Here is a 25824-nt window from a genome sequence, read left to right on the forward strand (position 1 = left end):
ACCGGACAGAATGAACTGTCCGGTTTCAAAAGATATTATTCCGGTTCCTTATGAAGGAGAAACGTCTTTGCTTTCAGCCACCATTTCTTCATCCTTTACCTCATTCTCGTGCTCTTTCACAACTTCTTCATGAATGGCTGCTTCTTCATTGGAACGCCTGTTGATATAAGCCTGATAGCTTGTTTCCCGTTCGTGGGGGCGTTTTCCAATTAATTTTTCCAGGTCACTTTGGAACAGGATTTCTTTTTCAAGTAATTCTTTCGCAAGTATTTCCAGTGATTCTCTTTTCTCGAACAACAGTTTTTTTACAAACTGGTATGCCTCATCGATCAGCTTACGTACTTCTTCGTCAATCGCCTGTGAAGTTGATTCAGAATAGGGTTTGGTAAAAGAATAATCGCTTTGCTTTGAGTCATAGTAAGATACATTCCCAATCCTGTCGTTCATTCCGTACATGGTAACCATGCTATACGCCACTTTGGTAACGCGTTCAAGGTCACTCAATGCACCAGTGGATATCTTTCCGAAAACCACGTCTTCCGCGGCACGTCCTCCCAGCGTCATACACATTTCGTCAAAAAGCTGTTCAGTTCTGTACAGATACTGTTCTCTTGGAAGATACTGCGCATATCCTAATGCCGCAACACCACGGGGAACAATGGATACCTTCACCAAGGGATCAGCGTGTTCAAGGAACCATCCTGCCACCGCATGACCGGCTTCATGGTATGCCACAATTTCTTTTTCTTCCGGAGAGATCAGTTTATTTTTCTTTTCCAGACCGCCTATTACACGGTCCATTGCATCCTGGAAATCCTGCATGGTAACTTCCTCTCGATCCCGGCGAGCTGCAATAAGGGCTGCTTCGTTACATACGTTGGCAATCTCCGCTCCGGCAAAACCCGGTGTCTGTGATGAAAGCTTCTGAATATTAACGTCAGAAGAAAGCTTCAGCGGTTTTAAATGCACTTTGAAAATTGCTTCTCGGCCAATAACATCCGGTTTGTCGACTGATATCTGGCGGTCAAAACGCCCGGGACGTAATAGTGCGGGATCGAGTACATCAGGACGGTTGGTAGCTGCAACAATGATAATACCTGAATCTGTTGCAAAACCATCCATTTCGACCAAAAGTGAGTTCAGCGTATTTTCACGTTCGTCGTTTGAGCCTGGCATGGCACCTCGTCCGCGTGAGCGCCCAACGGCGTCAATCTCATCAATAAAGATAATACAGGGTGCTTTTTCTTTTGCCTGTTTGAAAAGGTCCCGGACACGTGCCGCACCCACCCCTACAAACATCTCTACAAAATCCGAACCTGAAAGAGAAAAGAAAGGTACCCCTGCCTCACCAGCTACGGCTTTTGCCAGAAGCGTTTTACCTGTTCCCGGAGGGCCAACCAGCAAAGCACCTTTTGGAATTTTGGCGCCTAGTTTTTTGAACTTATCGGGGCTTTGAAGATACTCGACAATTTCCTTGATTTCCTCTTTTGCCTCGTCAAGGCCAGCTACATCGTTAAAAGTAATTTTTACTTTGTTTTCAGCGTCAAATAACGTAGCCCTTGAACGGCCAATGTTGAAGATCTGTCCGCCCGGGCCTACTCCGCCTGACATACGTCCCAGAATGAAATACATCACAAGGATCATGACAATGAAAAATCCCCAGGTTCCCAGAAAACTGGTCCAGTCGTTGCGGGTATCTACAACAAATGTTACTTTGTCGTCATCCGGCACACCTTCCTGCATTTTATCAAGATCTTTCTTGAAAGTTTCTGCCGAGGTTACCTGAAACTGGTAATGTGAGGGGGATTCGCCGCCGAAATAATTATTTTCTTTTGAAATTACTTTGTATTTATCAAGTTTCAGGGCTTCGGGTTTCAGTGTTACTTCGACCGTTTTGTCATTTACAATCGTTACCCTTTCCACTTCTTTTTCGGAAACCATTTTCTCGAATCTTTTTTGAGTAGTTTCGCGGACAGTTGAGGTTCGGTTCAGGTAAGTTATCCCTAATATCGTGGCTATAAGGGCAGCTATAATCCAACCCTGATAGCCCTTTTGCGGACTTTTTGGGTTTAATGGCCCTCGTTTGTTATCGTTTTCAGACATTCTTATGAAAAAATTAAGAGGAAATTTAATAAACAACGTTACGCAGCGGGCTAATGTTCACCTGCTGCGATGATTTATGCCATGGAGTCTTCCAGGTATGTCACTTCGGCATCGCCCCAGAGTTCTTCAAGGTCATAGTGTTTGCGGCGTTCTTTATTAAAAATGTGCGCTACTACGTCCACATAGTCAATCAGTATCCATTCGCCATTTGCTTTGCCTTCTTTTTGCCAGGGTTCAGTTTTTGAATATTTATATACTTCATCTTCAACCGAATTAGCCAAAGCGTCTATTTGTGTGTCGGAATTACCCGAACATATTACAAAAAAATCGGTAATTGAATTTTTGACCTTGCGCAGGTCCATAATCGTTATATCAGATCCTTTTTTTTCTGCCATTCCCTTTGCCACCAGCTCGGAGAGTTCTTTTGAAGATAGTTCTTTATTTTTGCGTTCTTTCATGCGTAGTTGATTCCCATTTCTATAAACCCTAAAGTAAAGCAAAAAAATTGTACAACTCTATACAGGATACGGTAATTATTGGTAAAAAAGTGATATATCTGCCAAGTTGTCATTCAACAAACGACATAGCGGCTGAATTAGTACGCGGCGGAATGTTTAGTGAAGGCACGGTTGTCATTACTGACGAGCAAACAAAAGGCCGGGGGCAAAGAGGTTCGGTATGGTTGTCTCCGCCGGGTGAAAATCTTACTTTTTCTTTAATAATCACTCCGGAGCAAGTTCTTATAGCCGAGCAGTTTGTCATCAGCCAGGCGGTTGCGCTTGGGGTAAGTTCTTACCTCAAAGCAAGGGGACTGGATGCCAAAATCAAATGGCCTAACGATATTTATATAGGCCAAAAGAAGGTTTGTGGTACGCTGATAGAAAATTCTATTCAGGGGAACAGTATCGTGTCTTCGGTCATTGGCATTGGTGTTAATATTAACCAGCGAAATTTTGGGGATATGAGGATAACCTCAATAGGGCAATGTCTGGATAGACAATTATCTCTGAAAGAGGAATTTGGTGAGCTGGTCAGGCACCTGGACAGAGTTTATGTAAGGCTCAGATCCGGCGACTTTGACAGTATCCGTTCGGAATATCTCAGTCACTTATTCGGATACCGGGAAAAGCGGTACTTCCGTCTCCAAGCCGGAATTGTAGAAGGTACTCTTACCGGAATTACTGCCATGGGCAGGTTGTGCCTGCTGGTAGATGGGGAGACGGAAATACGCGAAATGGATATCAAGGAAATAGAGTGGATATGGGATTAACCCCATTTGCCAAGCACCGCCATTACAACTGCACAAATTCCCAGTCCCAGTGATTCTCTTGCCAGTTCTATATTGAGGCTGCGCATCTGAGCTTCACCAAAAAATATTCCTTCAAAAGCAGGGGGCCATTGTAGAATTGCGGCTACCAGATATCCGGCTGTCATGCTGTAAAAAACCCAGCTGGGCCACAGTTCTCTGATGCTCATATAGCAGGCAAGTGCCGCTATGCTGTAAGTGAAGATCCAGATCCCGGAATCGGGGTCGTTGAACTGGAAATAGGAGAAAAGGACGAATATTAGTCCAAATACAATCTTAAATAGCTTCATTTTACAGGGGCTTATGGGTTATTAGATCAGATAGTACTACCCAAAGTAAAAGAATTTTATCAGAAGGAAATATAATGTATGACGAATATCATGTGAATTGTATTTTACAGATGGTCATATTTTTTCGTGCTAAGCGCTCATCTGGAAACCATGTCCAGCCTGTCCATTGAGGTGACCTCAATGGATAAAAACCCAAACTCATTTACAACAGTTCCTTTAATGCGGTAGAGGCCACGGCCGGAAAATTTATACCGCACAGCAACCGGCGGAAAATGAACGGTGTCAAGAAACTGGCCTTCTATATCAATAAAAGTGCCAAATTGCATGGTTTCTCCTTTTGATGTGCGCGTGTTCTTCACGGTTATCATGTACCCATATACTACTACTGGCTGGTCAATGTACAGATGAAGGTTACTGGCTACGGTACTGGAGGGTATAGGATATTTTGAAAGTTCAAACGGGCTGCAAAGTGGAAATCCCAGGAGTTCGATCTGATCATAGGCGTCGTCCACAGGCGAAGTGTGGAAGACCGGCAGCTCAAAGTCTTTTACTTCTGTGTGGAATAACCGTTTCTGGGGTGCCTTCATCGTTTTGTTGAGCCAGAAGTGGGCTTTCCAGAGCAAAGTTTTTTTATCAATACCGGTAAACCTGAATGCATCGATCCGGATCAGAATGGTGAGCTGCTCAATCGATATGGCAACACGGTCCAGGAAGTTATTCAGTGACGTGAATTCACCTTCCTGCTGACGAGCCGCTAGAATTTTAGCAATGGTTTTTTCTTCGATCTCGTTTAGGAACTGCATTCCCAGATAAATGTCTTTTCCTTTAATAATCGTCTGGGCCTCGCTGTGGTTGATGCAGGGCGCGAAAATATTTCCTCCCAGCATTCTGGCCTCATGTACGTATAACTCAGGGGCGTAAAAACCTCCACCGTTATTCAGAACCGCAACCATGTACTCCAGCGGGTAATAGGCTTTTAAGAAAAGAGTCTGGTAACTTTCAATGGCATAGGAAGCTGAATGCCCCTTGGCGAAAGCATACCCTGCAAAGCTGGCTATCTGGTTCCAGATAGCCAGTGCCGTTTTTTTTTCGTATCCCCTGCTTGCACAGTTTATGAAATACTTGGCTTTGACCTGCTCGAACTCGTCGCGGCCACGGAATTTTCCGCTCATTCCGCGCCTGATCACATCTGCTTCTCCCAATGTTAGTCCGGCAAAATAATGGGCGACTTTAATGACGTCTTCCTGATATACCATAATGCCATAGGTTTCCCGCATCAGTTTCAGCAGAATCGGATGGGCGTCTTTCATTCTTTCAGGATTCTGATGCCGTAATATATATTCGCGCATCATACCGCTTTTGGCTACGCCGGGCCTGATGATGGAGCTTGCAGCAACCAGGCCCAGGTAGTTGTCCACTTCCAGTTTTTTGAGCAGCATACGCATGGCAGGTGATTCCACATAAAAGCAGCCAATACACTGCGCTTGTTTAATGAGCTCATTGATCTTGTGGTCGGCCTTGAATTTTTTTACATCGTCAATATCAATCGCGGGCTCATCCGGCCTGTTGTACCGGATGATTTCCAGCGTCTCCTTTATTTTTGCCAAACCCCTCTGGCCCAGTATATCATATTTGTTAAGACCTACATCTTCCGCAATAACCATATCAAATTGAGTGGTAGGGAAACCTTTCGGAGGGAGATCCGTCGCTGTGAAGTAATTGATGGGCCGTTCGGAAATGAGGATACCGCCGGCATGAATGCTGAGATGATTGGGCTGGTTATTTTCCTGTAAATACCCGGCATATTTGATCACCAGACCTGATAACTGGTCCAGCTTCTTTGGGTCATACTTCCCGTCACTCAGCGCATCAATTTCGTAAGCAGGCAAGCCAAATACCTTACCCAGCTCCCTCACTGCCGCACTGTGCTGGAATGTACTATAAGTAGCCAGAAGAGCTACCTGGCCGTTTGTGCCAAATTTGTCAAAAATATACCTGGTAACATCTTCCCTGTCCCGCCAGGAGAAATCAATATCAAAATCCGGCGGGTTTTTCCGGTGCAGATTCATGAACCGTTCGAAATACAGATCGAGTTCTATGGGGTCAACATTGGTGATATTCAGCAGATAGGCCACAATACTGTTTGCGCCGCTTCCTCGCCCCACATAGTAGTACCCTTGCCGGCGTGCGTACTCTACAATGTCGTGGTTGACGAGAAAAAAAGGGATATAGTTTTGTTTTTCGATCAGGTCAAGTTCCGTTCCGATCCTGTCGAAAACCGCATCAGTAACCGCATCGCCATAACGCCGCCCGATACCCTGGTAACTCAGCTGCCGGATGCGGTCGTAGTCTTCTTTCTTACTTTTGGTGAACACCTGCAGATTCTGGTGCTGTCTGTCATCCCCAAAGCTGAAATGAATATTACATTCATCTGTGAGCTTATTAGTATTTGAGAGTATAGTACCGAAGTTTTTAAAATGATTTTCCAGTATTTCCTGCGGTAGTATCTGTTCTGTTTCTTCCGCCGTGTCAAAAGTGCTTAACTTACTGAGCATTGTATTTTCATCAACAGCCCTCAATAACCGGTGGGTATTAAAGTCTTTCTTATTACGAAAACTCACTGGCTGCATGATAACAAGTTTGTCTTCCATTTTGGCTAGAGGGGAAAAGCGGGCTCTGCTAAGGTCCTTTACCGAGATACCTATGTACTCATCAGGGCGGAACCCGGTTTTGCGGGTTGCCGCTAATTTCTCGATAGGGTAAATAAAAATGACGTTTTCAAGGAAAGGAGCCTGGTCCGGGAAGTCTGTTTTTTCGTGCAGATGTTTTGATAAGTATGCATTTAATGCCTGAAACCCCATATTGTTCTTTGCCAGGCCTACGTATTGCTGCCGGATGCCATTACGAAAATCGATGCCAACAATGGGCTTTACCCCATATTTAGAAGAAGTTCTTATAAAATTCAGGCAGCCGGATGTATTGTTGATGTCCGTCAGGGCCGCGCAGTTGTATCCGTTTTGCATGCTGAGCTGGAGCAGTTGCTCCTCCGGGATCATTCCGTAGCGGAGGCTGAAATATGAGTGGCAGTTGAGTAACATGATGTTCTGGAATATAAACCTTATAATTACTTTGACATTAGGCTAAACTCAAGTAGGCATAATTATACCCTCGGCAGTTTTGGAAAAATAAGGTATTAAGCATTCCGGTGCGCGGGAATAATCGGAGGTTCTCCGTTAAAGGGGTTTCCCATACTTGCTATATTGGGAATTCCCAAAGTGGTACCCCAGCTCAGAATGGAATTTCCACGCTTGTCTGTCCCGTAACGGTTCCGGATATAATCCATCGCCTGATAGAGGTTCAGCCTTTCTTCCGAGTCGTCGAACAGATTGATCTGGTAATTGCCGGTAACCAGGTCGCTGAAATTTACCCCCACAAGCCTCACCATCATCCGGCGGTTGTAAAGCTGGTCGAAGAGCCGTTCAACCTGAGGGATCAGGATGTGATCGGCAGAGGTGTAAGGTATTTTTAATTGGCGGGAAAAAGTATTAAAATCGGAATAACGGATCTTGACAGAGATGCAGGATGTCAGCTTGTTCCCTGTCCTGAGCTGGTAAGCCAGGTTTTCGGCCATTGCCCTGATCATTTCACGCATGCGGTGCACGTCGCCAGTGTCCTTTCCAAACGTCCGTTCGTTGGAGATAGACTTGCGCTCATGAAAAGGGATAATGGGGGAGTCGTCTCTGCCGTTCGCTTTGTTCCATAGCACAATACCATTTTTGCCTAAAACCTTGCCCATCATCTCCATGGGCATGTCCTGGATGGTCTTCACATACTTTATTCCCAGGTTATAAAGCAGCTGGCTGGTTTTGTCACCCACCATCGGTATTTTCTGGACGGGCATAGGAGCCAGGAAAGCTTTTTCTTCGCCTTGTATGATCCTTTTTTCGTTGTCTGGTTTTGCTTCCCCGGTAGCCACCTTTGAAACCAGCTTGTTGACAGACAGGCCATAGGAAATAGGCAATCCGGTCTCGCGCTTGATGCGCTGCCGGAGCTCGGAAGCCATGAGCTGACAATTGAAAAACTTATCCATGCCTGATAAATCGGCATAAAATTCGTCAATGCTTGCTTTTTCAAAAACAGGCACACTTTCCCGGATAATCTCGGTAACATTCTTTGATTCCTTGGAATAGACACCCGCTTCCCCGCGTATCACAACGGCCTCGGGGCAAAGGTTACGCGCCATTTTCATAGGCATACCCGAATGAACCCCGTAACCTCGGGTTTCATAGCTGCAGGCTGCCACTACACCACGGTCACCTACGCCGCCAACCAGAACGGGCTTCCCGTTAAGAAGAGGGTTATTCTTTCGCTCAACTGATACAAAAAAGGTGTCCAGGTCAAAATGCAATATGGTTCTGTCCATGGCGATTTGGAATTTTTACAAATTTATGGATTTATTCCAAATGTATGGAGAATATCCATGAGTTGCCAAGGATTTATTCCAAAAAAAATGTAGGTTTGTTGTATTGAAGAATTTGGCACAGATTATTTTCTATAATTGATGACCAGTTAAACTCATCGTATATGCCGATCGAAGCAGAATTCAAGCGTTTCAAACAAATCAGAGAGGAGCTAAATTTCACGCAGTCCGCTTTTGCTGAGCAGATTGGAGCAGGCGTTACAACAGCTGACATAGAACGAGGGCGTACCAGAATACCCGGGCAGGTGGTGAAGGAACTTTTAAAGCAGTACAATATCAATCCGCTGTGGCTGTTCGGAGAGAGTGAGCAGAAATATCTGAATCCAGGGAAAGTATCGACAGGGCCTAGCGTTATTACGATTGACAACACCGGCAAAGAGAATATTGTGCTGGTAAGTGCCAAGGCGGCGGCCGGATACCCGCATAATATCGGCGATGCCCGGTGGTTTGAATCTCTCCCCGCGTTTACGATCCCGTTACCGGAATACCGGAATGCATCCTTCAGAGGATTTCAGGTGGATGGTGATAGTATGATGCCTGTATTACATTCGGGGGAATGGATTGTGAGCAGGGCCGTTGACGACTGGGAGAACCTCAGTGCCAAGCGTATGTATGTGATTATCACTGCGGATAGTATTTTGGTTAAAAAAATAAGAAAGGACAAAGGAAGTACCTACATAAATCTTATTTCAATTAACCCGGAATATGATCCTATCCGTCTGGATCGCAGTGAGATCCGCGAATTATGGCAGGTGAACAGTAAGATTACTTTTGATCTGGAAGCCGACATGCAGGATGTATCCTTGCAAAACATACATCAGCAAATGAAGGAATTAAAAGAGGAAGTGCGGAAATTGGCGAGATAAGAGAAAGAAAGCGGATTTTTCCTTAGGCATAGGGATTCTGTTTGCCTGCGATGAGCTTGGATTTCAGCTCCTGCAGCTCCTCCCATTTTCCAAACCTGGCCAGGCTGGCCTGCGTAGGCCACGAGCTCGGGTCCTGTATCTGGAAGCGCGGTCCCGCATTTTTCAGTATGGAGGTTATCCGGATGGGTGAAGTATCCGCAAGTTTGGTATAGGTATAAATCCCCTCCTTGTTAAGGAGTTCTTCTATTTTTGGACCAATTCCTTCTATTACTTTCAGGTCATCCGATTTGATATCTACCGGTTCGGGCTTTGGGTACACTGTTTTGGCTACATGGCCCACTGCCGGAGGCCTTACCGTAGTGGCAGGAAGCTTGATATGTAACTCCTTACAGGCTTTCAGCTCTTCCCTTTTGGAAGTAATTTCCTCTTTAATTCTTCTGATTTTTATAAACAGCACAAGCCTCGAAAGCAGATATCCTGCTACGGATACCAGGATAAGAACAGCGGCTATTTCAATTATAGCGACCCATTGTGGTGGCAGGCTGGTTTGAAAAAGTGCCATAATTTAGATGAGTTATGAGGGTGATAGCAAGCAAAATTAAGTCAGGATTTTATATTTTTAAGGAGTTCTTCCTGTAATTCGCGGAGATCGTCCCACTTATTAGCGGCGGCAAGTCCTGCCTGCTGCTGCCACATGACTATATCCCTTATTTGATAATTTTCATTCCATTTGGAAAGTTCCTGTTTCAAACGCAGCGGCTGAAAGTGGTGCAGCTGCCGGTAGGTATAAATACCGGTTTGGTTCAATTGCTGCTGATGCTCTTCCTGTATACCGTTTATTTTTGTGAGGTCATCTTTTTCAATCGGCAGATGAGGTTCCGCAGGCAGGGGCTCACTGCTCGTTTCGCCTGTATCTCTGAGCATGTCGTTCTGGAACTTGGACCTTATATTAAGACAATTATCAAGGTCGTATTCCAGTTTTGAGAGTATTCCGGCCCATTCATTCATTGCTTTTTTATGGCCTGTCTGCCCGATAGCAAATCCTAACAGCAAAGCAATTGTTATCATCAGCCCATACTGCAGGAGAATATCAGGATTCTGAGGTATATGGATCTCGAACATGGATAAAGTTAATTTACTGAACAACTAATGTAACACGGCGGTTAGCTCTTTTACCCTGAATTGTATTGTTTGGTAATTTTGGCTCTGTTTCTCCTTTTCCTCTTGCTATGATCTGTGAGCCATCCATGCCCATGGCCATCAATTTCATTTTAACCGAATAGGCTCTCTTTTTTGATAACTGCATATTCCATTCTGCACTGTCCTCGTTGTCAGTATGCCCAGTCAGGATTAATTTTTGACCGGCATGGGATCCTAGGTATTTTTTTGCTTCCATCAGGAAAGTCTCATTTTCCTTCGTTTTAATATAGTCCGCACTGGCATATGGAAAGTAAAGGTCAATCGGCTTAAAAATACTCTCGAATTTCTGGTCTTCTGCCAGATCCTTTTCCGTGAGCAATAGTCTTTTTTTAATCCGAAACGAGATCGCACCACGCAGAGAGTCGCCGGAGACCGCCAGTGTATCCTTTTCAATTCCGGATATAGCAAGGAGGGAGTCGGCAATGCCATTGGTTAAAAACAGCTTTTTTACCGTAGCGGCCCTTGCGAGTCCAAGATTCGAAAAGGAAGAATCATCGTTTCTTTCCATTGGCAGGTACTTTCCTGTTATTTCCAGTTTTTTGTCAGGATTTGAAATGAGGATTTGTTTGAGAGAATCGATAAGAAAATGAGCGGAGGTATAATCGGTAGGGGAAGCATCCGATAAGCGGAATATAAAGTCGTTTTCAGTAAAGAACCTTTTCTTGCTGTGGCCGGTAGCCGGGGGGCTTGGCAGTGAGGAGTCGGTATATCCGGGTGTACTCAGGCCGAATGACGGTAAAAGTTGCGCGTCACAAAGCTGCCTGATATGGCAAACATGCCAGTAGGTTGATCCTGCGATCCAAAATATCAGCAACGTCCATAAAAGCGCTTTGTTCTTTTCCATAGCTTACAGGCCAGATTTTTTCCTCAGACTCAGTTAAAAGTATTTGGTCACTTAAATATAACTACCTGTAATGCAATCCTCATGAGCTAACAGGAAAAGAGCCACCTGTTTGTTCTGCACAGGTGGCTCTTTTGTTTATCGGTTCATGGAGATCAGGAATTCTTCATTGTTCCTGGTACCTTTCATGTGTTCGAGCAGGAAGTCCATTGATTCCATCGGGTTCATGTCCGACATGTGTTTCCTCAGGATCCATACTTTTTTCAGCGTTTCTTTATCCAGCAGCAGATCTTCCCGGCGTGTACCCGACGCCATTACGTCGATAGCGGGGAATACGCGCTTGTTGCTCAGCTTGCGGTCAAGCTGAAGTTCCATGTTACCGGTACCTTTGAATTCCTCAAAAATCACTTCGTCCATTTTTGAACCCGTATCAATCAACGCAGTAGCAATGATCGTGAGCGAGCCGCCGTTTTCAACATTTCGGGCCGCACCAAAAAAACGTTTGGGTTTGTGTAACGCATTAGCATCCACACCCCCGGAAAGTATCTTTCCTGATGAAGGAACAACGGTATTATATGCTCTTGCCAGACGGGTGATGGAGTCGAGTAAAATGACTACGTCGTGGCCGCACTCAACCATCCTTTTTGCCTTTTCAAGTACAATACTTGCCACTTTCACGTGGCGGTCAGCCTGCTCGTCAAAGGTGGAAGCGATTACCTCCGCACGAACGCTCCGCTGCATATCTGTTACTTCTTCCGGACGTTCATCGATCAGTAAAATCAAAAGAAATACTTCGGGATGGTTACGGGTAATGGCATTTGCTATTTCTTTCAGCAATACTGTTTTCCCTGTTTTGGGTTGTGCCACAATCATGCCACGCTGGCCCTTGCCAATAGGGGCAAAGAGATCCAGTATCCTGGTAGAATACTGATCGGGGCGTGAGCTTAGCTTAAGACATTCATCGGGGAAAAGAGGAGTCAGGTACTCAAAAGGAATCCGGTCTCTTATTTCTTCGGTTGTCTTACCATTTACAGTCTCCACACGAAGAAGAGCAAAATATTTTTCGCCTTCCTTAGGAGGACGGATCTGTCCTTTTACGGTGTCACCCGTTTTAAGCCCGAAAAGTTTTATTTGTGAGGGTGATACGTAAATGTCGTCGGGGCTGGCCAGATAGTTGTAATCTGCTGATCTGAGAAAGCCATATCCGCCATCCTGCATAATTTCAAGCACACCCTCGTTGAGGATAAGGCCGTCAAATTCACGGACGTAGTTGTTGTAATTTTTTTTTATTTTGGAAGAAGGATCCTCACGTTGTGCCTGATTCTGAGGCTGTGGACGTTCGGCTGGTTCTTGTACAGGACGAAAGGGTTTCTCTTCTGTTTCCTGGGATTGCGGAGTATCTGCTGCTCCTTCGGTTGCTTCATCAGTCAGAACAGAAGGCGTTTCGGTGATTTCATTCTGCAGGTCGGCCACAGGAGGTAACTCTTCCCGGCCCAGGTCGTCCAGTGTGTCACCTTCGGAACCCATATCCGGAATGATTTCGAGGTTACGGGGGCGTGTATCAAAAAGAGGTGCGGGAGCTTGCGGTCTTGTTTCCTTTTTTTGTTTGGGGCCACGCGGAGGTGTTTTGCTGACAGGTTGCGGTATACTGGGGGTATCTGCCACAACCGGGCGCCTCGCTCTTTTTTTCTTCGGTTCATCACTGGCAGTATCCGTTTCTGCCGGATCCGGTGTTTCTGATACGACGTTGGCTGTGGTAGCTTGAGTTTCCTGTTGGGATACTATTCTATTTATTAATTCTTTCTTTTGAATTTTGTTTAAGTCGGAGATACCCAGGCTTGCCGCTATCTCTTTCAGCTCTGATAGAAGCTTAATGTTCAATTCATCGGTTGTAAGCATACAGAAAATAGAAGGTAAGATGATTTCTTACCGGATGAGTTTTTTGGATGTGAATGTAAATTGTTAAAATCTCGAGAACTGAAGCCCCGAATTCATGTGACGGTCATTGATGTATGTATATGTATTTTTAAAATCTGAATTTCCGTCCAAGAGTGCCGGAATGATTTGGAAGATCAACTTAGAGCGTTTGCAATATTAAAATTAACGAAATGGTGATGGGTGTAAAATACTTAAAGAGTGTGATATATTTTTGATAACGCAGATAGCTACCTCTGAAATCTGAAAAATAAACCTGGGGGGAAATTCGGGTGAGTATCGTCGGACGAAGATATGATATACTTAAAAAGAAAACAAATAAATATCCTAATATTTTCTTTAAAAACAGGTAAACATTTAAAATGTGGCGGATGGTTCCATCAATGGGTATAAATTTAACATAAATTAATCCGTTTCAGGGGACTGAGTTTTCAGTGACGTTAGTTTTTATCCGATTAAAACCGGAGTTTTGCAGCATTATGAACATCGTCATCGACTGTGGGAACACATATTCCAAAATGGGCTGGTTTGAAGATGGTAGGATAGTTGACCATCGGCGGGGTTTGCTGCTCGGTGAGGTCGTAGATCTAATCAGAAATAACCTGCCTGACAGGATTATGTTTTCTTCGGTAAGTCTTACTGCCGAAGAATTTGTAAAAAATTTGGGAGTTGAGGTACCCGTAATGAACTTATCCCCGGAAACGCCATTGCCGGTACGTAAGGATTATTTTACCCCTCATACATTGGGTGCAGACAGAATTGCGGCTGCTGTTGGGGCTAACTGGCTGTATCCGGGTGAAGATATCATCGTGATTGATATGGGTACATGTATTACATACGACTGGATTGATAAAAATGCGGTATTCCAGGGAGGACTTATTTCGCCAGGCGTAAAAATGCGATTTAACGCTGTTCATACGTTTACAAAACGGTTACCGCTGCTGGAACCTCAAAAGGAGCCAGTGTTTGTTGGGAAAAGTACAAAGGAAGCTATTGAAAGCGGGATCATGAATGGTGTGCTGGCAGAAATGCAGGGAATTATAGACAGGTACCGACACAATTCGGGCGCAATGCGCGTACTTATATGCGGCGGGGATGCCTCTTTCTTTGAAAGTAGCCTGAAACCACCCATCTTTGCAGTACCGGAACTAGTTTTAATCGGTTTGAACAGAATTTTAACATATAATGTCTCTTAAAAATAGGTTTAGATTATTAACATTGACAATTACCTTAGGTTGGAATTGTTGGTTTGCTATTCATTCAGATGCCCAGGGATTGGGCAATTCACCTTATTCTTCTTTGGGTATCGGTGAATTTTATGGAGAATCTTTTTCAGATAATTCGGGAATGGGCCAGTCCGGTGTAAGTGTGGGAAATGGCTTTCAAATCAATAACCTTAACCCTGCTCTTTGGGTCAGGAACAGGTTTACAACGCTTGATTTCGGATTAATCGGTCAATATAAAAAAATTGATTCGGGAAAAAACAGGCAGACCAACGTCGGTGGGAACCTGGCCTATGTGGCATTGTCCTTTCCGATCAGCACCAAATGGAATGTGGGTGTAAGCCTGAAACCCTACAGTTTTGTGGATTTCGAAAATGAATACGCCAGGATTGTTCCAGGTACCCCTTATTACGCTTATTATATCACCAGCGGAAAGGGCGGAATCAATAAAGCTTCGCTCAATAATGCGGTCCAGATCGGCAAATATTTAAGCTTGGGTATTGAGGCAACTTACTTTTTTGGCAATATAAGAAGAGGCTCGGAAGTACAAATTCCGTTACCTTTTGGGGAGGGTGGAAATTATATGGTTGGTCTCAATGAACGTACAACAGTTTCTGATTTTTCCTTTCGTGGAGGTGCGGCTGTGCGCATCCCGATAAAAAAGGATAACAAGCTGTTCCTTAACGTAGGGGGAACCTATAGCCTGGGATCTCAGCTTGCCTCAACGCAGACGGTTTCTTTTGAACTCACCCAAGGCGGTAGTAATGTAGTTGCACCTGATACCCTGGACAATAACCTGGGCGGGTCAATGACCTTACCGACCCAATACCAGGCTGGGCTAAGCCTTGAATGGCCCTATAAACTGATCTTGTCGGCTGATTTTAACCACCAGGGATGGAGCGGTTACAAAAGTTTTTCTAACTCCAACGATGGGCTGCGCAGTATTAACAGGATCAATTTAGGGGCGGAGTACCTGCCTAATATTTCATCACTCAGTTATTTCAATCTGGTGCGTTACAGAATCGGGTTCAGTACCGGGCCAACGCCCTATGTTGTGAATGGAACAGGTATTAATGATACCAATGTGAGCCTGGGCCTAACATTCCCGATGGGCGGGCGTTTTTCTAATTATATATCGGTAGCCTTTTTGGCCGGACAACGCGGAACGGGCGGCGCGGGGATGATCAAGGAACGTTATGGACGCGTCATATTAGGTTTGACACTGATGGACCGGTGGTTCCAGAAGCAAAAGCTTGAGTAAAATCAATTGGTTTTTAATGAAATTCTTTGTGCTTCAAGGTGATGGTCTGGGATATGTTCGCAGGTTTTATCTGTTGCTGATTCCTGTACACATCCTGCTTTTGACTTCATGTGAAGAAAAAAAGAATAAGGTGGGCGCACTTTATGAAGGGCCGGTTGAGGTGGTCAACAACGTTGAGGTTTTGTATAGCGAGCAGGGATATCTAAAAGTTCAGATGCGGACGCCGGAACAGCTCAGATACCGCAACGATGATAAGGTCTTTCCCGACACCGTTAATATTAATTTTTACGATCCGACCGGAGCACTGATTACCAGGCTTCGGGCTGACTCCGGGCATTATGAAAAAAATGCAGATGTTTTTGTTGTAAAGGGGAAGGTCAGGGTCGTAAAATCTCTCACAAAGGAGGTGCTTACCACCTCGGAACTACGGTGGAGTCCAAGAACTCAAAAGGTTTTTACGGATAAACCGCTGTCTGTACGAAACGAACTGACCAAAGAAATCACGAATGCTGTGGGAATGGATGCCGAGCAGGATTTTTCGCGGATTGTGTTCAGAAAGGGGACGGGGATTTATCGCTTCTCAGGTCCCTGATTTTTTTTACAGGGCAGTTTCTGAGCGCCTCGGCTACTGTTTCAATGGAGGTATACACAGAGTCATTCCCCCATTTGGTTTTCACATAGGTAATAATTTCAGCGATTTCAAGTTCGGTCAGTTTCTTACTGGCAGGCATAGGGCGCCTGGTCGCAAGGGTGTCTGAGGTGGTTAATACGGTTCCATTTTTGATCAGACAAGCCATTTTTGCTGCGTCACTGGTTTGGCTGGAGGCAGTCAGTGAAGGATAAAGATTAGCCATCCCCTTCCCATCGTCCTGGTGACAGTTGGCGCAATTCGTAGTGTAAAGTTGGTAACCTTCCACATAATACTGCTCTTTCTTTAATTCCTCAGCACTCTGGCAACTGACCAAACCTAAAAGAAAAAGAAAGTAAACCGGTAATCTTTTCATATAAGGGGCCCTGCTACTTTTTATATTCTTCAAGGAGGATGCGGATGTCACCAATTAATTTCTGTGTACCTTCTTCCGTTGTGCCATCATAGGTACCACGTACATGCCGGTCCTTATCCACTAAAATAAAAGCGCCGCTATGGATATACCCGCCCTCGGCAGTTTTATCTTCATTGGCTACAATCATATAGCTTTTCTGACCTATTTCATATATTTTTTCTTTCGGCCCTGTCAGAAACTGCCATTGGTTTCCTTCTGCACCCAGGTCTTTGGCATACTGACGGAGTACCTGCGGGGTATCATGGTCGGGGTCAATACTATGGGAAACGATCATCACCTGCGGATTATCCCTGAACTCCTTGAATACCTTAAGCATCTGCTTTTTCATGACCGGGCAAATGGTCGGACAGGTTGTAAAGAAAAAGTCGGCAATGTAAATTTTGTCCTTCACCAAAGCTTCTGTAACGGTATCTCCATTTTGGTTTAAAAATTTGAAGGGGGGGATGGTATGGTAAATGGTATCTACAACTTCTTTTCCATCCACTGTTTTGGTAACCCAATCTCTTTCCCCGTAAATAGGCAATTTTTTACTTTCTGTCTGGCATGATATGGAAAGGAATGCAATAACAGTACCGATCAGGTAAATACTATGGATTTTGTTCAGGCAAAAATTCATGATGTTTTAATCTAAATATAATTTGGCTTCGTCTATGCTTTTCTTACTGAGGTCTTTAACGGAAAGAATTTTCTTTTTCTCATTTTCAAAATAGGAAATGGCTTCCTGGGAGTTGAGTTTTTTGGCTGAATCTCCCTTATACTCATGCATCCAGTTCATCATCAGGTTGTAGGATTCGTCCAGGCTGCTACTCAGTTCCATTACTTTCGTCCGATCCTGAGCCATATCGTTCCCGCTGATTCCTTCATTCTGAAGGCTGTCCAGGGTCTTTAACTTTTTGGTGAGCTGTGATTTAAGCGCCATAATGTCTTCCATGCGCGGCATTACTTCATCGTGTATGGCGAGCACCTCACCTTCCAGTTCAACCACCTTATCGGCATCTTTGCTGCAGGCCCACATGCAGGCCAGTATTCCGGTTAATAGCAATAGTTTTTTCATAATTACGGTCACTTAAGGAGGTTAAAACGGTGTATCAAATGAAACTAATCCTTTAAAATCATTTCCCTTGCATTGGAAATTACGGACTCCGACGGGTTGTTACCACCGATCATCTGCGCAATTTCCATTACTCTTTCGTCAGTGGAGAGCCTCCGGACCTTACTCACCGTTTTATCGGAAGAATGATCCTTATAAACAAAATAATGTGCGTTTCCGCTGCTTGCTATCTGATGCAGGTGTGTGATGGCAATAATCTGGTGATTATGTGCCATGCTTTGCATCATTTTGCCCATTTTTTTTGCTATTTCACCGGAAACGCCGGTATCTATTTCATCAAAAATAATAGTTGGCAGCTTTCTTTTATCCGCCAGGATATACTTAATTACCAGCATCAGTCTTGAAAATTCACCTCCGGAGGCGACCTGCTTCAGTTCCTGAGGAGTTATGCCCTTATTGCCGCTAAACAGAAAGGAAACAATATCCAAGCCTGTTGCGGCTGGTTCTGTTTCTGTTATTTCAATAGTAAAAGAGGCGTTGGGAATACCAAGATCCCGTAGCCTTTCCAGTATCAGTATTTCAATGGAACTGGCAACGCTTTTCCTTTTTTTAGAAAGCGCCAAAGCCTTTTCCTGCATTTTCTCGTTTGCTGCATTCATTTCTTTTTCCGCAATACGTAACGAGTCATCCAGATTTAAAACTGTATTGAGTTTGACACCAAGCTCCTCCCTGATGTGCACAAGGTTCGATAAATGCGTAACCTGATGTTTTTTGAGAAGATTGTAAAGGATCGTCAGGCGATCCTGAACCAGCTCGGTTCGCCCGGGGTCCACGTCTATATGATCATGCAATTGCTCAATTTCATCGGCAATGTCCCTCAGTTCGATCAGGCAACTCTGCGCCCTTTGTCTTAAACCGTCATAGGATGTTACCAGTCTGGAAGCTTGGTTTAACGCTGTCAGCGATCCTTTCAATAATTCAAGGGCTGAGTTTTCCGGGTTGTCCAGATATGCATGTGCGAGATGTAATTTTTCCTTGATCTCTACCGCATTTTCCAGCACATTGAGTTCCTGTTCTAGTTTATCCAGCTCGTCTGCTTCGATCTTGGCATCATCCAGCTCCTGATACAAAAACTGATCATAATCAAACTCCTTTCTTAACTGAGCAGCCTGTGATTTCAGCGACTCAAATTCCCGGACTTTGTTTTTATACTGCTGATAAGCCGATTTGTACTCGGCAAGAAGTATTGTATTGTTTGCAAAAGAGTCAACAACCTGTAGCTGGAATTCATTGGTGCCCAGTAAAACAGCGTCATGCTGCGAATGGATGTCCAGCAACTGGTTACTGATCCTTCGCAGGCTGTCCAGGTTTACGGGGGTGTCATTGATGAACGCACGGGATTTTCCTGCTACCGAAATCTCTCTTCTCACGATACATTCTTCGGAAAAATCGAGGTTTTCTTCTTCAAAGTTTCCGGCCATATCGTAGCCCGTCAGATTAAATGTTCCTTCAATGACACATTTTTCAGAGGTATCATACAATGCCTTGACATCCGCGCGGTTGCCAAGCAATAATCCAATGGCACCCAGCATGATAGACTTCCCTGCCCCGGTCTCTCCCGTGATGATATTCAGGCCAGGATCTGGAGTCATTTCCAGATGTTTGATCAGGGCGTAATTTTTTATCAGCAGATTAGAAAGCATTCCTTTTGAGTAACGGCGTATCTTATTGAGATATTCTTACAGAGAACGAGAGATTGGCAAGATCCTTTCACTGATACGAATATAGGTACGATATCAACAAATTGGAAATAAAGGAGGTTCGGCATGCCGAAATTGCGGATGCAAACTTTTCATGCCTGGCTGATCTGGTCAAACACAACTTCGTAAAGTTCGTTGATGGAAAAACTGTGCCGATGCTGCCGCTGATCCGAAAGTACCAGGCTGTTTTCAGACCAGGAATCAAGTTTTCCATAAAATGTCTGGCCGTTTGATAGCACAGCCGTCAGCATGGATCCTTTGATTTTGGACACTGCTGGAATTATCTTTTTCCCGGAAACACGGATGATGCGCTTACTCATGGTGGTAATTTGATTATTGCAGCAGCTTTTGATACAACTGGGTTTTAGAAGGATCCAGGCTGGTCAGGAGGGTATATACTTTGGATTTTTCTTCGGGAGTAGCTTCTGCCAGTATTCTGTATAATTCGTCGGATTTTGCGTCAAAAAAGGAGTTAATCAGTACACTGGAAGATCTTTGCTGGGCCACTTCCCGGATGGTGTTCAGAGCCTGTAATACTTTTGCACGGGTTTCTGCCGGATTTTGTGTGGCAACGTCCAGCCCAAGCCGGTAATAGGTGTACATGCTTTCCCTGAAAGGCGTGAACTGCTGGCTCATGAGGTTTTCAATCAGTGCATAGCGGTTACGGGATTCATTATTGGAATCCCAGCCTCTCTTGTTAGGAGAGGAGTTGCGGGCCTGGTTGGTGATATTAAAAGCTTTCTGTATGTAGGGGTTCCCGCCAAGTTTGCTGAACGAATCGTAATCGAATATCAGAGCTGTGTAGGCATAAAATGCGAGCAGGTAGGGTAATTCCTCGGTATAGCTGTTTTCGTTGAAGTACAGCTGAGTAGTGGGAAGGTAGGTAAAGGCAACATTTCTGTCTATAAAAGTAAACAGAACAGTTTCATAACTGGAGTTGAAAACCGGCCTCGTAATCACCAGTTGTGCATTTCCTTCGTAGTTTCCGAGCGATATGGATTTGGTCAGGTTGAGATTCAGTTTGCACTTGATCCTTTCTTCCTTTCCGAAAACATCATCCGTAAATCTGTAGGTATTCAGGAACTCGGTCATATATGCCTGAAGCTGGCTCATTGCCTGCGGATCGGTTTTTTGCTGAGATACCAGCTGATCGTAATTGAGGTTTACAGTAAACTGGAATATCTGGCCAAAGGTGAATCGGGGCAGCACCAGTGCTGTGAAAAATACCAGGACATACACTTTTTTCATGATTCGCTCCATTTTTTGAGAATGATCTCCAGAATATCGTCCGCAACTTCTTTTTTAGATTTTAACGAGAATTCCTGTATGTTCAGTTTCTTATCAATAACGGATATTTTATTGGTATCGTGTGCAAAACCGGCCCCGGAATCGTTCAGGGAATTTAATACAATGTAGTCGAAATTTTTACGGGCCAGTTTATCCGCGGCATTTTCTTTCTCATTTTCCGTTTCCAGCGCAAAACCGATCACCAACTGATGATCCTTTTTAATTTTGCCCATCGTGCCGGCTATGTCCGCTGTTTTTTTGAGTTCTAGTTCCATTTCTGGCATACTCTTCTTGATTTTCTGAGAAGCCACATAGCGCGGGGTATAATCTGCAACGGCGGCGGCAAAAATGATAAGGTCACTGCCTTCAAAATAATGCTGTACAGCGGTGAGCATCTGTTCCGCTGTCTCAACCTGTATGATATGGAGGTTAATATCGGCGATGGTCAGATCTACCGGCCCGCTGATCAGCGTTACCTGAGCCCCGGCATAGGCAAAAGCTCTGGCCAGCGCATATCCCATTTTCCCGGAAGAACGGTTGCTGATGAAACGAACGGGATCCAGAGGTTCCACCGTAGGACCGGCAGTGATCAGCACACGTTTGCCAAGAGCGGTGCTTTTAACAGAAAAATGTTTTTCCAGCGTGGTAAGGATTACTTCGGGTTCTGCAAGTCTTCCGTCGCCAATTAACCCACTGGCCAGTTCTCCAAATCCGGGATTGATGAAAATATTACCGTATCCGGCCAGGGTATCAATATTATTTTTGGTAGAAGGGTGGCGGTACATATCCAGGTCCATTGCAGGGGCAATAAATACCGGACAGCGCGCGGACAGGTACACAGCCGTAAGCAGGTCATCGGAATACCCAGTCGCAAATCCTGATATGGTTTTTGCAGTAGCAGGTGCAATGATAATAGCGTCTGCCCATAAGCCCAGTTCTACATGATTATTCCATGATCCCGTTTCGCTGTTTGTAAACGATGTCAGTACCGGATGCCTGGACAATGTGGCTAAGGTAAGCGGAGTAATGAAGCCCTTGGCCGCCTCCGTCATAATGACCTGAACGTCGGCCCCGGCTTTGATCAAAAGCCTTACGAGAAAAGCAGCTTTGTAAGCTGCAATACTTCCGGTTACTCCCAGAAGAATCTTTTTACCTTTTAGCATGAAGATGATACCGGTGCGTGACACCTTTAATACACAAATAAAACTTCTGATTTCTCAGGCCTGCATTTACAGATGAAAGATAGACATGAAAAACCTCAAAAGCCAGTCAAAACAAAACCTGTTGGCATTGTTTCGACTGGCTTTTGCTAATCAATGGAGGATTACTCTTCCGTTGTGTTGCGATAGCTATGATAAGTCTTTCCTTCGATAAATTCATCGATGGAAATGCTGCCTGCTTTGGGCATTCTTTCATAGAATTTTGAGATTTCAATCTGCTCGCGGTTCTCAAAAACTTCTTCAAGGTTATCAACACCGGAAGCGAACTCGGCCAGTTTATTGTTGAGTTCTTCTTTCATTTTACTGGAAATCTGACGTGCTCTTTTGGAGATCACCGACACAGATTCATATAAGTTTCCAGTTACATCAGCGATCTTGTCGGTATCGCGGGTAATGATGGATGGATTGGTTGCCATGGTAGCTTCTTTATTGTTTAAATCCTTACTTTCCTGACTTGATTCTTTATTTGTTGCCTTTACTTTCCGTGGATGATGGTGCGGTTACCTTGGTTGGTTTGGTAGACGGATCCACAGATTTTTCTTTTAATTTCTGGTTTTCCAGTTCAACTTTGGCGATGACCTCCAGTTGTTTCTGGCTTCCTTCATACATCTTCTCAGCATCCCTCAGAAAGCGCCCCTCGGGATATTTATCGATCATTTCCTGGTAATATTTTACAACGGCCTGGTATCTTTCCTTTTGCTTCAGCAGCTGATCCATCGTGTAATTCAAACTGTTGGTTGCAAATCTGTATTGAGCATCAATTTTCAGATAAGCCAGTTCTTCGTTGTACTTGGAATCCGGGAAATCTTTGCGGAAATTCTCAATGGAGATAACTGCTGATTTCAGAGACATCATGTTGAAGTCGCTTACCTTGTAATACAGTTTTGCTTTTTCATACTGTTTCCTTTCAAGTTTGGAGCGCAATTCCAGAATATACCTGGTGCATTCTTCCCGGAAAGGGCTGTCGGGATACGTATTTATAAAATCCTGTAAAGCCGATATGGCCGTGAAACTGCTTGTCTGGTCAAGGTTATAGGGGGCAGAGTCCTTGTACAAAGAATATGCGTGCATATAAAATGCCTCCTGAGCAAAATCACTTCGGGCATAGGTATCATAGAATTTCTTGAACAGAAACTGGCTCGAATTATATTGCCCCTGCTGATACTGCGTATAGGCATAGTAAAATTGTGCGAGCTCTGATTCCGTACTTCCTTTCAGAATAGGGATCAATTCTTCGAATAAAATTCCTGCTTTATAAAAATCTCCTTTTTTATAATAGGTCATGGCAGCATCATACTTCTGCTGGTCCGTACCGGTTTTTTGAAGTTTGGAGAATTTACTACAGGAACTTCCTGCTACAATCAACAAAATGAGCAAGAAAGTACTTGCAAGGCCATTATTTCGCATATAACTGCAAAGGTAATAAAAAAGCTACATCATCCATAACGAATGCGTAGCTTAAAAAGTGTTTAAAAAAGAACCTATTGCTGATGGCGAACGAGCATTTTCTTGGTTGCAACTTTCTTTCCCTCCAGCACAAGTTGATAAAAATATAATCCTGTGGGCATTTCGCGTGTATCGACCCTTAATTTCTTCTCGCCTCGCATTAGGTTGTACTCATTCATTTGTGAGCCCAGGATGCTGTAAAAAATAACCTTAGCGTCTCGCACTGCGGGTAACATATTGTAATCCAACTCGGCGTAATCACTGGCCGGATTCGGATAGATATTGGAAACGCTAATTTTCTCGTTGGCAAATAGCTGCTCTTCCGCCTTTCCTGCTGTTACAACCGGTGTTCTTTTTTCTACATTTCTTTCAGAAGTTTCCGCAACAAGTGTACCATTGGTATCGTTGGATGTGTTGGAGGAAAACAGATAAGATCTATAGAAACTGTTGACGGCTTTATGGTTATGAAGAGAAAGTGGTTTATAATTAAGATTTTCAGGTATTCTTGAAAACTTCATATTCCCAACAGGAGCGCTTTTCTTACGGGTAATGTTCAGCCTACTCCCGTTGTTAGCCGTCTGAGCCAAAGCCCAGTGACCTGCAAGCGTGATAAGGAACATTAAAAGAAGTATATTTTTTTTCATAGCTTTTGATAGGAATGGCCTTTCGGAGCTTAGTCGGGCTATGCCGAAAGATTATTACAAAAATATAGAGAAAATATTGTAAAATCAAAATATATTGTGCGTACGGTCGCATTTATTTTTAATCATTAAATAACTGTGCCTGAAGAATAGAATTTTGACATTTATTCTTTCTGCCAGGTTGTTTTTTCCTTTGTGGGTTTATCGGTTATTCGCCAGTTAAATCCGTCAAGCTGTCGTTCTGCCTGCACTATTTTAGAAGGGGGGATAAGCCTGCCGTCCGGTTTTCCGATAAAGGCGATCCTGTTTACCCTGTTGTCTGCAAAAAGCAGATTCATTTTACCACATTCCACCCGGTTGAGCCCTATCATTTTTTCCTTGTCATCAACGGCATAATAAGCACTTTCCCCGTTTCCATCCACCAGCACCTGTTTCAATTTGTTTTTCTCTCCAAAATAGGCATTGATCGTCCTGCCTTTTACCTGGTTATACTGCTTTACGAGTGTGTCCTCGGTTATGACAAAAGAATGTCCTTTAAGTAACATTCTGTTCACCTCATTGTTCACCAGAAATGTTGTGATCGTATCGGCTTCCATCTGATAATACTGGTCACTCCATAGTATGGGCTTGCGGAAAAATTTAATAATAGAATCCGCCGTGTTATAGATGATGGAGTCGCATTTTCCCTGGAAATTGGATTTATAAATGAAAACATTTTTGTAGCCAACCAGTTTCCTGGTGCTATCAATCTTATTTTCAAAGGAGTAAAGGGTATCCGCACGGATGTAAAGGGTGTCGTCCGAAATCACATTTCTAACATAGGCATGGCCAAAAATTTTTGAAAAACCTTTGTCCCGAATGTAAGATCCCTCGTCCCCGTTCAGGATAGTCTTGTCCTTTTTAGCGACAATGATTACGTTTCCCTTTCCTTGTCCGTTGTTACTTTTGCCATCCACAGCCAGTGAGTCTGCGGTGAGGGTATACGTCTCGTTGTCTACCGTAGTGCGCGTTTTGAATACCGACTGGCTCGTTTCAGTGTTATACTGTCCGCGAGTAGCTTTCACCGTGCCGTCCTTATTTACTATTTTGCTCGGGCCATTAAAATAGCTCCATTTCGTTATTGAGTTATAGAGAAGGGTATCCGTGGTAAGTGTATATTTTTTATTAACGAGTTTAACGTTTTTGTAATAGGTAAATTCCTTCGTTTGCGTATTGTAAAAACCCTCTTTGCTTGTCAGTACGTCTGATTCATCCACCGTTCTGCCCGGTACTTTGTAGTAGGCAATGCCAGCTGCCATGTCGTATTCCAGTTTTCGGGTGGTCAGGGTTCGTTTCCGGTCTTTCATGACCACCTTTTTGCCGCTCACAATCGCCATACGTGTATTTCCGTAATAGTAAAGTGTATCACCTGTTATTGTAATGGTATCACCCTGAACGATCCGGACATTGCCAAAAGCCTCGATTATGTTCGTTGTACGGTTCTGAATGGCCAGGTTGCTGTAAAGCAAAGCGCCTTTGTGTCTGAATGTTCCGTTGGTTACCTTGCGGATCTCGGTTCCGTTTTCATTCGTGATTTCTAACTCGTCTGACTTGATGATCTCAACAATATCTCCTTCGGTACCTGCTGCCTGGCTTGTTATATTGTTCTGCGCCAGAAGAATATGAGGAATTGATATCACCACAAAGATCATCACTTTCAGCATATCTGCTTTGATAGACATGACGCCAATAAGTTTAACCTTGTTGCAATATTTTACATATATTTTTTTCATCAGGTTCTTCTTGATTCCCTTAACTTTGAAAATGTAACATTCGGATACGGTGCAAAGGCAATCCTTTCTGTCTTATGA

Annotated in this window: 25 protein-coding genes; 5 read left to right on the forward strand and 20 right to left on the reverse strand. The window is 44.0% G+C overall.

Annotated features, from left to right (window positions below):
* Positions 1 to 48: 48 nt before the first annotated feature.
* Entirely contained in the window at positions 49 to 2103 is a 2055-nt protein-coding gene (ftsH, locus tag KOE27_RS04160) for an ATP-dependent zinc metalloprotease FtsH (protein ID WP_215237578.1), read from the reverse strand.
* Positions 2104 to 2177: 74 nt separating this feature from the next.
* The gene (rsfS, locus tag KOE27_RS04165) at positions 2178 to 2561 is read right to left on the reverse strand and encodes a ribosome silencing factor (protein ID WP_215237579.1); all 384 of its coding nucleotides are present in this window, start codon (positions 2559 to 2561) and stop codon (positions 2178 to 2180) included.
* Positions 2562 to 2608: 47 nt separating this feature from the next.
* On the opposite strand from rsfS, the gene KOE27_RS04170 reads away from it, so the two are divergent.
* A complete protein-coding gene (locus tag KOE27_RS04170) occupies positions 2609 to 3373 on the forward strand; it encodes a biotin--[acetyl-CoA-carboxylase] ligase (RefSeq protein ID WP_215237580.1) in 765 nt (254 codons plus the stop codon).
* Here the strand turns inward: KOE27_RS04170 and KOE27_RS04175 are convergent.
* The 3 genes from KOE27_RS04175 to dinB all read right to left on the reverse strand — a co-directional run bounded on the left by KOE27_RS04175 (position 3370) and on the right by dinB (position 8122).
* On the reverse strand, positions 3370 to 3699 hold the full coding sequence (locus KOE27_RS04175; protein WP_215237581.1) for a transmembrane 220 family protein: 330 nt from the start codon (positions 3697 to 3699) through the stop codon (positions 3370 to 3372). The genes KOE27_RS04170 and KOE27_RS04175 overlap by 4 nt on opposite strands.
* Before the next feature lie 137 nt (positions 3700 to 3836).
* Positions 3837 to 6797, reverse strand: a complete 2961-nt coding sequence (locus tag KOE27_RS04180) for a DNA polymerase III subunit alpha (protein ID WP_215237582.1) — start codon at positions 6795 to 6797, stop codon at positions 3837 to 3839.
* Positions 6798 to 6892: 95 nt separating this feature from the next.
* On the reverse strand, positions 6893 to 8122 hold the full coding sequence (dinB, locus tag KOE27_RS04185) for a DNA polymerase IV (protein WP_215237583.1): 1230 nt from the start codon (positions 8120 to 8122) through the stop codon (positions 6893 to 6895).
* Between the two features lie 161 nt (positions 8123 to 8283).
* On the opposite strand from dinB, the gene KOE27_RS04190 reads away from it, so the two are divergent.
* Positions 8284 to 9045, forward strand: a complete 762-nt coding sequence (locus KOE27_RS04190) for an XRE family transcriptional regulator (RefSeq protein WP_215237584.1) — start codon at positions 8284 to 8286, stop codon at positions 9043 to 9045.
* 22 nt (positions 9046 to 9067) lie between these two features.
* On the opposite strand, the gene KOE27_RS04195 is transcribed toward KOE27_RS04190, so the two are convergent.
* The 4 genes from KOE27_RS04195 to rho form a co-directional block, all read right to left on the reverse strand.
* Positions 9068 to 9607 (reverse strand): hypothetical protein, encoded by a 540-nt coding sequence (locus KOE27_RS04195; protein ID WP_215237585.1) that lies wholly within the window; start codon positions 9605 to 9607, stop codon positions 9068 to 9070.
* A 41-nt stretch (positions 9608 to 9648) separates the two neighbouring features.
* The gene (locus tag KOE27_RS04200) at positions 9649 to 10167 is read right to left on the reverse strand and encodes a hypothetical protein (RefSeq protein ID WP_215237586.1); all 519 of its coding nucleotides are present in this window, start codon (positions 10165 to 10167) and stop codon (positions 9649 to 9651) included.
* Between the two features lie 13 nt (positions 10168 to 10180).
* Positions 10181 to 11089 carry an OmpA family protein gene (locus KOE27_RS04205; protein WP_215237587.1) on the reverse strand — a complete coding sequence of 303 codons (909 nt, stop codon included), beginning with the start codon at positions 11087 to 11089 and terminating at the stop codon, positions 10181 to 10183.
* A gap of 135 nt (positions 11090 to 11224) precedes the next feature.
* Complete coding sequence (gene rho, locus KOE27_RS04210) at positions 11225 to 12985, reverse strand: transcription termination factor Rho (protein ID WP_215237588.1); 1761 nt, start codon at positions 12983 to 12985, stop codon at positions 11225 to 11227.
* 515 nt (positions 12986 to 13500) lie between these two features.
* On the opposite strand from rho, the gene KOE27_RS04215 reads away from it, so the two are divergent.
* From KOE27_RS04215 to lptC, 3 genes are read left to right on the forward strand one after another with little or no spacing between them, the layout of a single operon-like run.
* Entirely contained in the window at positions 13501 to 14217 is a 717-nt protein-coding gene (locus KOE27_RS04215; protein WP_215237589.1) for a type III pantothenate kinase, read from the forward strand.
* Positions 14218 to 14239: 22 nt separating this feature from the next.
* Positions 14240 to 15505, forward strand: a complete 1266-nt coding sequence (locus tag KOE27_RS04220) for a hypothetical protein (protein WP_229252634.1) — start codon at positions 14240 to 14242, stop codon at positions 15503 to 15505.
* Positions 15506 to 15521: 16 nt separating this feature from the next.
* Entirely contained in the window at positions 15522 to 16097 is a 576-nt protein-coding gene (gene lptC / locus KOE27_RS04225) for an LPS export ABC transporter periplasmic protein LptC (RefSeq protein ID WP_229252635.1), read from the forward strand.
* On the opposite strand, the gene KOE27_RS04230 is transcribed toward lptC, so the two are convergent.
* The 11 genes from KOE27_RS04230 to KOE27_RS04280 form a co-directional block, all read right to left on the reverse strand.
* The gene (locus KOE27_RS04230) at positions 16057 to 16509 is read right to left on the reverse strand and encodes a c-type cytochrome (protein ID WP_215237590.1); all 453 of its coding nucleotides are present in this window, start codon (positions 16507 to 16509) and stop codon (positions 16057 to 16059) included. The two genes, lptC and KOE27_RS04230, sit on opposite strands and share 41 nt — an antisense overlap.
* Positions 16510 to 16522: 13 nt before the next feature.
* A complete protein-coding gene (locus tag KOE27_RS04235) occupies positions 16523 to 17185 on the reverse strand; it encodes an SCO family protein (RefSeq protein ID WP_215237591.1) in 663 nt (220 codons plus the stop codon).
* A 6-nt stretch (positions 17186 to 17191) separates the two neighbouring features.
* Positions 17192 to 17623, reverse strand: a complete 432-nt coding sequence (locus tag KOE27_RS04240) for a viral A-type inclusion protein (protein WP_215237592.1) — start codon at positions 17621 to 17623, stop codon at positions 17192 to 17194.
* 44 nt (positions 17624 to 17667) lie between these two features.
* Positions 17668 to 19323, reverse strand: a complete 1656-nt coding sequence (recN, locus tag KOE27_RS04245) for a DNA repair protein RecN (RefSeq protein WP_215237593.1) — start codon at positions 19321 to 19323, stop codon at positions 17668 to 17670.
* 149 nt (positions 19324 to 19472) lie between these two features.
* Positions 19473 to 19700 carry a hypothetical protein gene (locus KOE27_RS04250; RefSeq protein ID WP_215237594.1) on the reverse strand — a complete coding sequence of 76 codons (228 nt, stop codon included), beginning with the start codon at positions 19698 to 19700 and terminating at the stop codon, positions 19473 to 19475.
* A 13-nt stretch (positions 19701 to 19713) separates the two neighbouring features.
* Positions 19714 to 20628, reverse strand: coding sequence for a type IX secretion system protein PorD (gene porD / locus KOE27_RS04255; RefSeq protein ID WP_229252636.1), 915 nt, complete (start codon positions 20626 to 20628; stop codon positions 19714 to 19716).
* Positions 20625 to 21830: a bifunctional phosphopantothenoylcysteine decarboxylase/phosphopantothenate--cysteine ligase CoaBC gene (gene coaBC / locus KOE27_RS04260; RefSeq protein ID WP_215238369.1), complete on the reverse strand. Its 1206-nt coding sequence runs from the start codon at positions 21828 to 21830 to the stop codon at positions 20625 to 20627. The genes porD and coaBC overlap by 4 nt, the downstream gene beginning before the upstream one ends.
* A 161-nt stretch (positions 21831 to 21991) precedes the next feature.
* The gene (locus KOE27_RS04265) at positions 21992 to 22303 is read right to left on the reverse strand and encodes a DNA-directed RNA polymerase subunit omega (RefSeq protein WP_215237596.1); all 312 of its coding nucleotides are present in this window, start codon (positions 22301 to 22303) and stop codon (positions 21992 to 21994) included.
* A gap of 46 nt (positions 22304 to 22349) precedes the next feature.
* Positions 22350 to 23294 carry an outer membrane protein assembly factor BamD gene (locus tag KOE27_RS04270; protein WP_215237597.1) on the reverse strand — a complete coding sequence of 315 codons (945 nt, stop codon included), beginning with the start codon at positions 23292 to 23294 and terminating at the stop codon, positions 22350 to 22352.
* Between the two features lie 74 nt (positions 23295 to 23368).
* Positions 23369 to 23977 carry a T9SS type A sorting domain-containing protein gene (locus tag KOE27_RS04275; RefSeq protein ID WP_215237598.1) on the reverse strand — a complete coding sequence of 203 codons (609 nt, stop codon included), beginning with the start codon at positions 23975 to 23977 and terminating at the stop codon, positions 23369 to 23371.
* A 161-nt stretch (positions 23978 to 24138) separates the two neighbouring features.
* Positions 24139 to 25695 carry an OstA-like protein gene (locus KOE27_RS04280; RefSeq protein ID WP_229252637.1) on the reverse strand — a complete coding sequence of 519 codons (1557 nt, stop codon included), beginning with the start codon at positions 25693 to 25695 and terminating at the stop codon, positions 24139 to 24141.
* Positions 25696 to 25824: the final 129 nt, after the last annotated feature.

Source organism: Dyadobacter sp. CECT 9275 (assembly GCF_907164905.1).
Classification (GTDB): Bacteria; Bacteroidota; Bacteroidia; order Cytophagales; family Spirosomataceae; genus Dyadobacter; species Dyadobacter helix.

Coding starts and splice junctions, on each gene's coding strand:
- KOE27_RS04275 (WP_215237598.1), bottom strand. CDS start 23,977: ATGAAAAAAAATATACTTCTTTTAATGTTCCTTATCACGCTTGCAGGT.
- recN (WP_215237593.1), bottom strand. CDS start 19,323: ATGCTTTCTAATCTGCTGATAAAAAATTACGCCCTGATCAAACATCTG.
- rsfS (WP_215237579.1), bottom strand. CDS start 2,561: ATGAAAGAACGCAAAAATAAAGAACTATCTTCAAAAGAACTCTCCGAG.
- KOE27_RS04175 (WP_215237581.1), bottom strand. CDS start 3,699: ATGAAGCTATTTAAGATTGTATTTGGACTAATATTCGTCCTTTTCTCC.
- porD (WP_229252636.1), bottom strand. CDS start 20,628: ATGAAAAAAGTGTATGTCCTGGTATTTTTCACAGCACTGGTGCTGCCC.
- dinB (WP_215237583.1), bottom strand. CDS start 8,122: ATGGACAGAACCATATTGCATTTTGACCTGGACACCTTTTTTGTATCA.
- KOE27_RS04240 (WP_215237592.1), bottom strand. CDS start 17,623: ATGAAAAAACTATTGCTATTAACCGGAATACTGGCCTGCATGTGGGCC.
- KOE27_RS04280 (WP_229252637.1), bottom strand. CDS start 25,695: ATGTCTATCAAAGCAGATATGCTGAAAGTGATGATCTTTGTGGTGATA.
- rho (WP_215237588.1), bottom strand. CDS start 12,985: ATGCTTACAACCGATGAATTGAACATTAAGCTTCTATCAGAGCTGAAA.
- KOE27_RS04270 (WP_215237597.1), bottom strand. CDS start 23,294: ATGCGAAATAATGGCCTTGCAAGTACTTTCTTGCTCATTTTGTTGATT.
- KOE27_RS04215 (WP_215237589.1), top strand. CDS start 13,501: ATGAACATCGTCATCGACTGTGGGAACACATATTCCAAAATGGGCTGG.
- KOE27_RS04190 (WP_215237584.1), top strand. CDS start 8,284: ATGCCGATCGAAGCAGAATTCAAGCGTTTCAAACAAATCAGAGAGGAG.
- KOE27_RS04265 (WP_215237596.1), bottom strand. CDS start 22,303: ATGGCAACCAATCCATCCATCATTACCCGCGATACCGACAAGATCGCT.
- coaBC (WP_215238369.1), bottom strand. CDS start 21,830: ATGCTAAAAGGTAAAAAGATTCTTCTGGGAGTAACCGGAAGTATTGCA.
- KOE27_RS04180 (WP_215237582.1), bottom strand. CDS start 6,797: ATGTTACTCAACTGCCACTCATATTTCAGCCTCCGCTACGGAATGATC.
- KOE27_RS04230 (WP_215237590.1), bottom strand. CDS start 16,509: ATGAAAAGATTACCGGTTTACTTTCTTTTTCTTTTAGGTTTGGTCAGT.
- KOE27_RS04235 (WP_215237591.1), bottom strand. CDS start 17,185: ATGAATTTTTGCCTGAACAAAATCCATAGTATTTACCTGATCGGTACT.
- ftsH (WP_215237578.1), bottom strand. CDS start 2,103: ATGTCTGAAAACGATAACAAACGAGGGCCATTAAACCCAAAAAGTCCG.
- KOE27_RS04205 (WP_215237587.1), bottom strand. CDS start 11,089: ATGGAAAAGAACAAAGCGCTTTTATGGACGTTGCTGATATTTTGGATC.
- KOE27_RS04250 (WP_215237594.1), bottom strand. CDS start 19,700: ATGAGTAAGCGCATCATCCGTGTTTCCGGGAAAAAGATAATTCCAGCA.
- KOE27_RS04200 (WP_215237586.1), bottom strand. CDS start 10,167: ATGTTCGAGATCCATATACCTCAGAATCCTGATATTCTCCTGCAGTAT.
- KOE27_RS04195 (WP_215237585.1), bottom strand. CDS start 9,607: ATGGCACTTTTTCAAACCAGCCTGCCACCACAATGGGTCGCTATAATT.
- lptC (WP_229252635.1), top strand. CDS start 15,522: ATGAAATTCTTTGTGCTTCAAGGTGATGGTCTGGGATATGTTCGCAGG.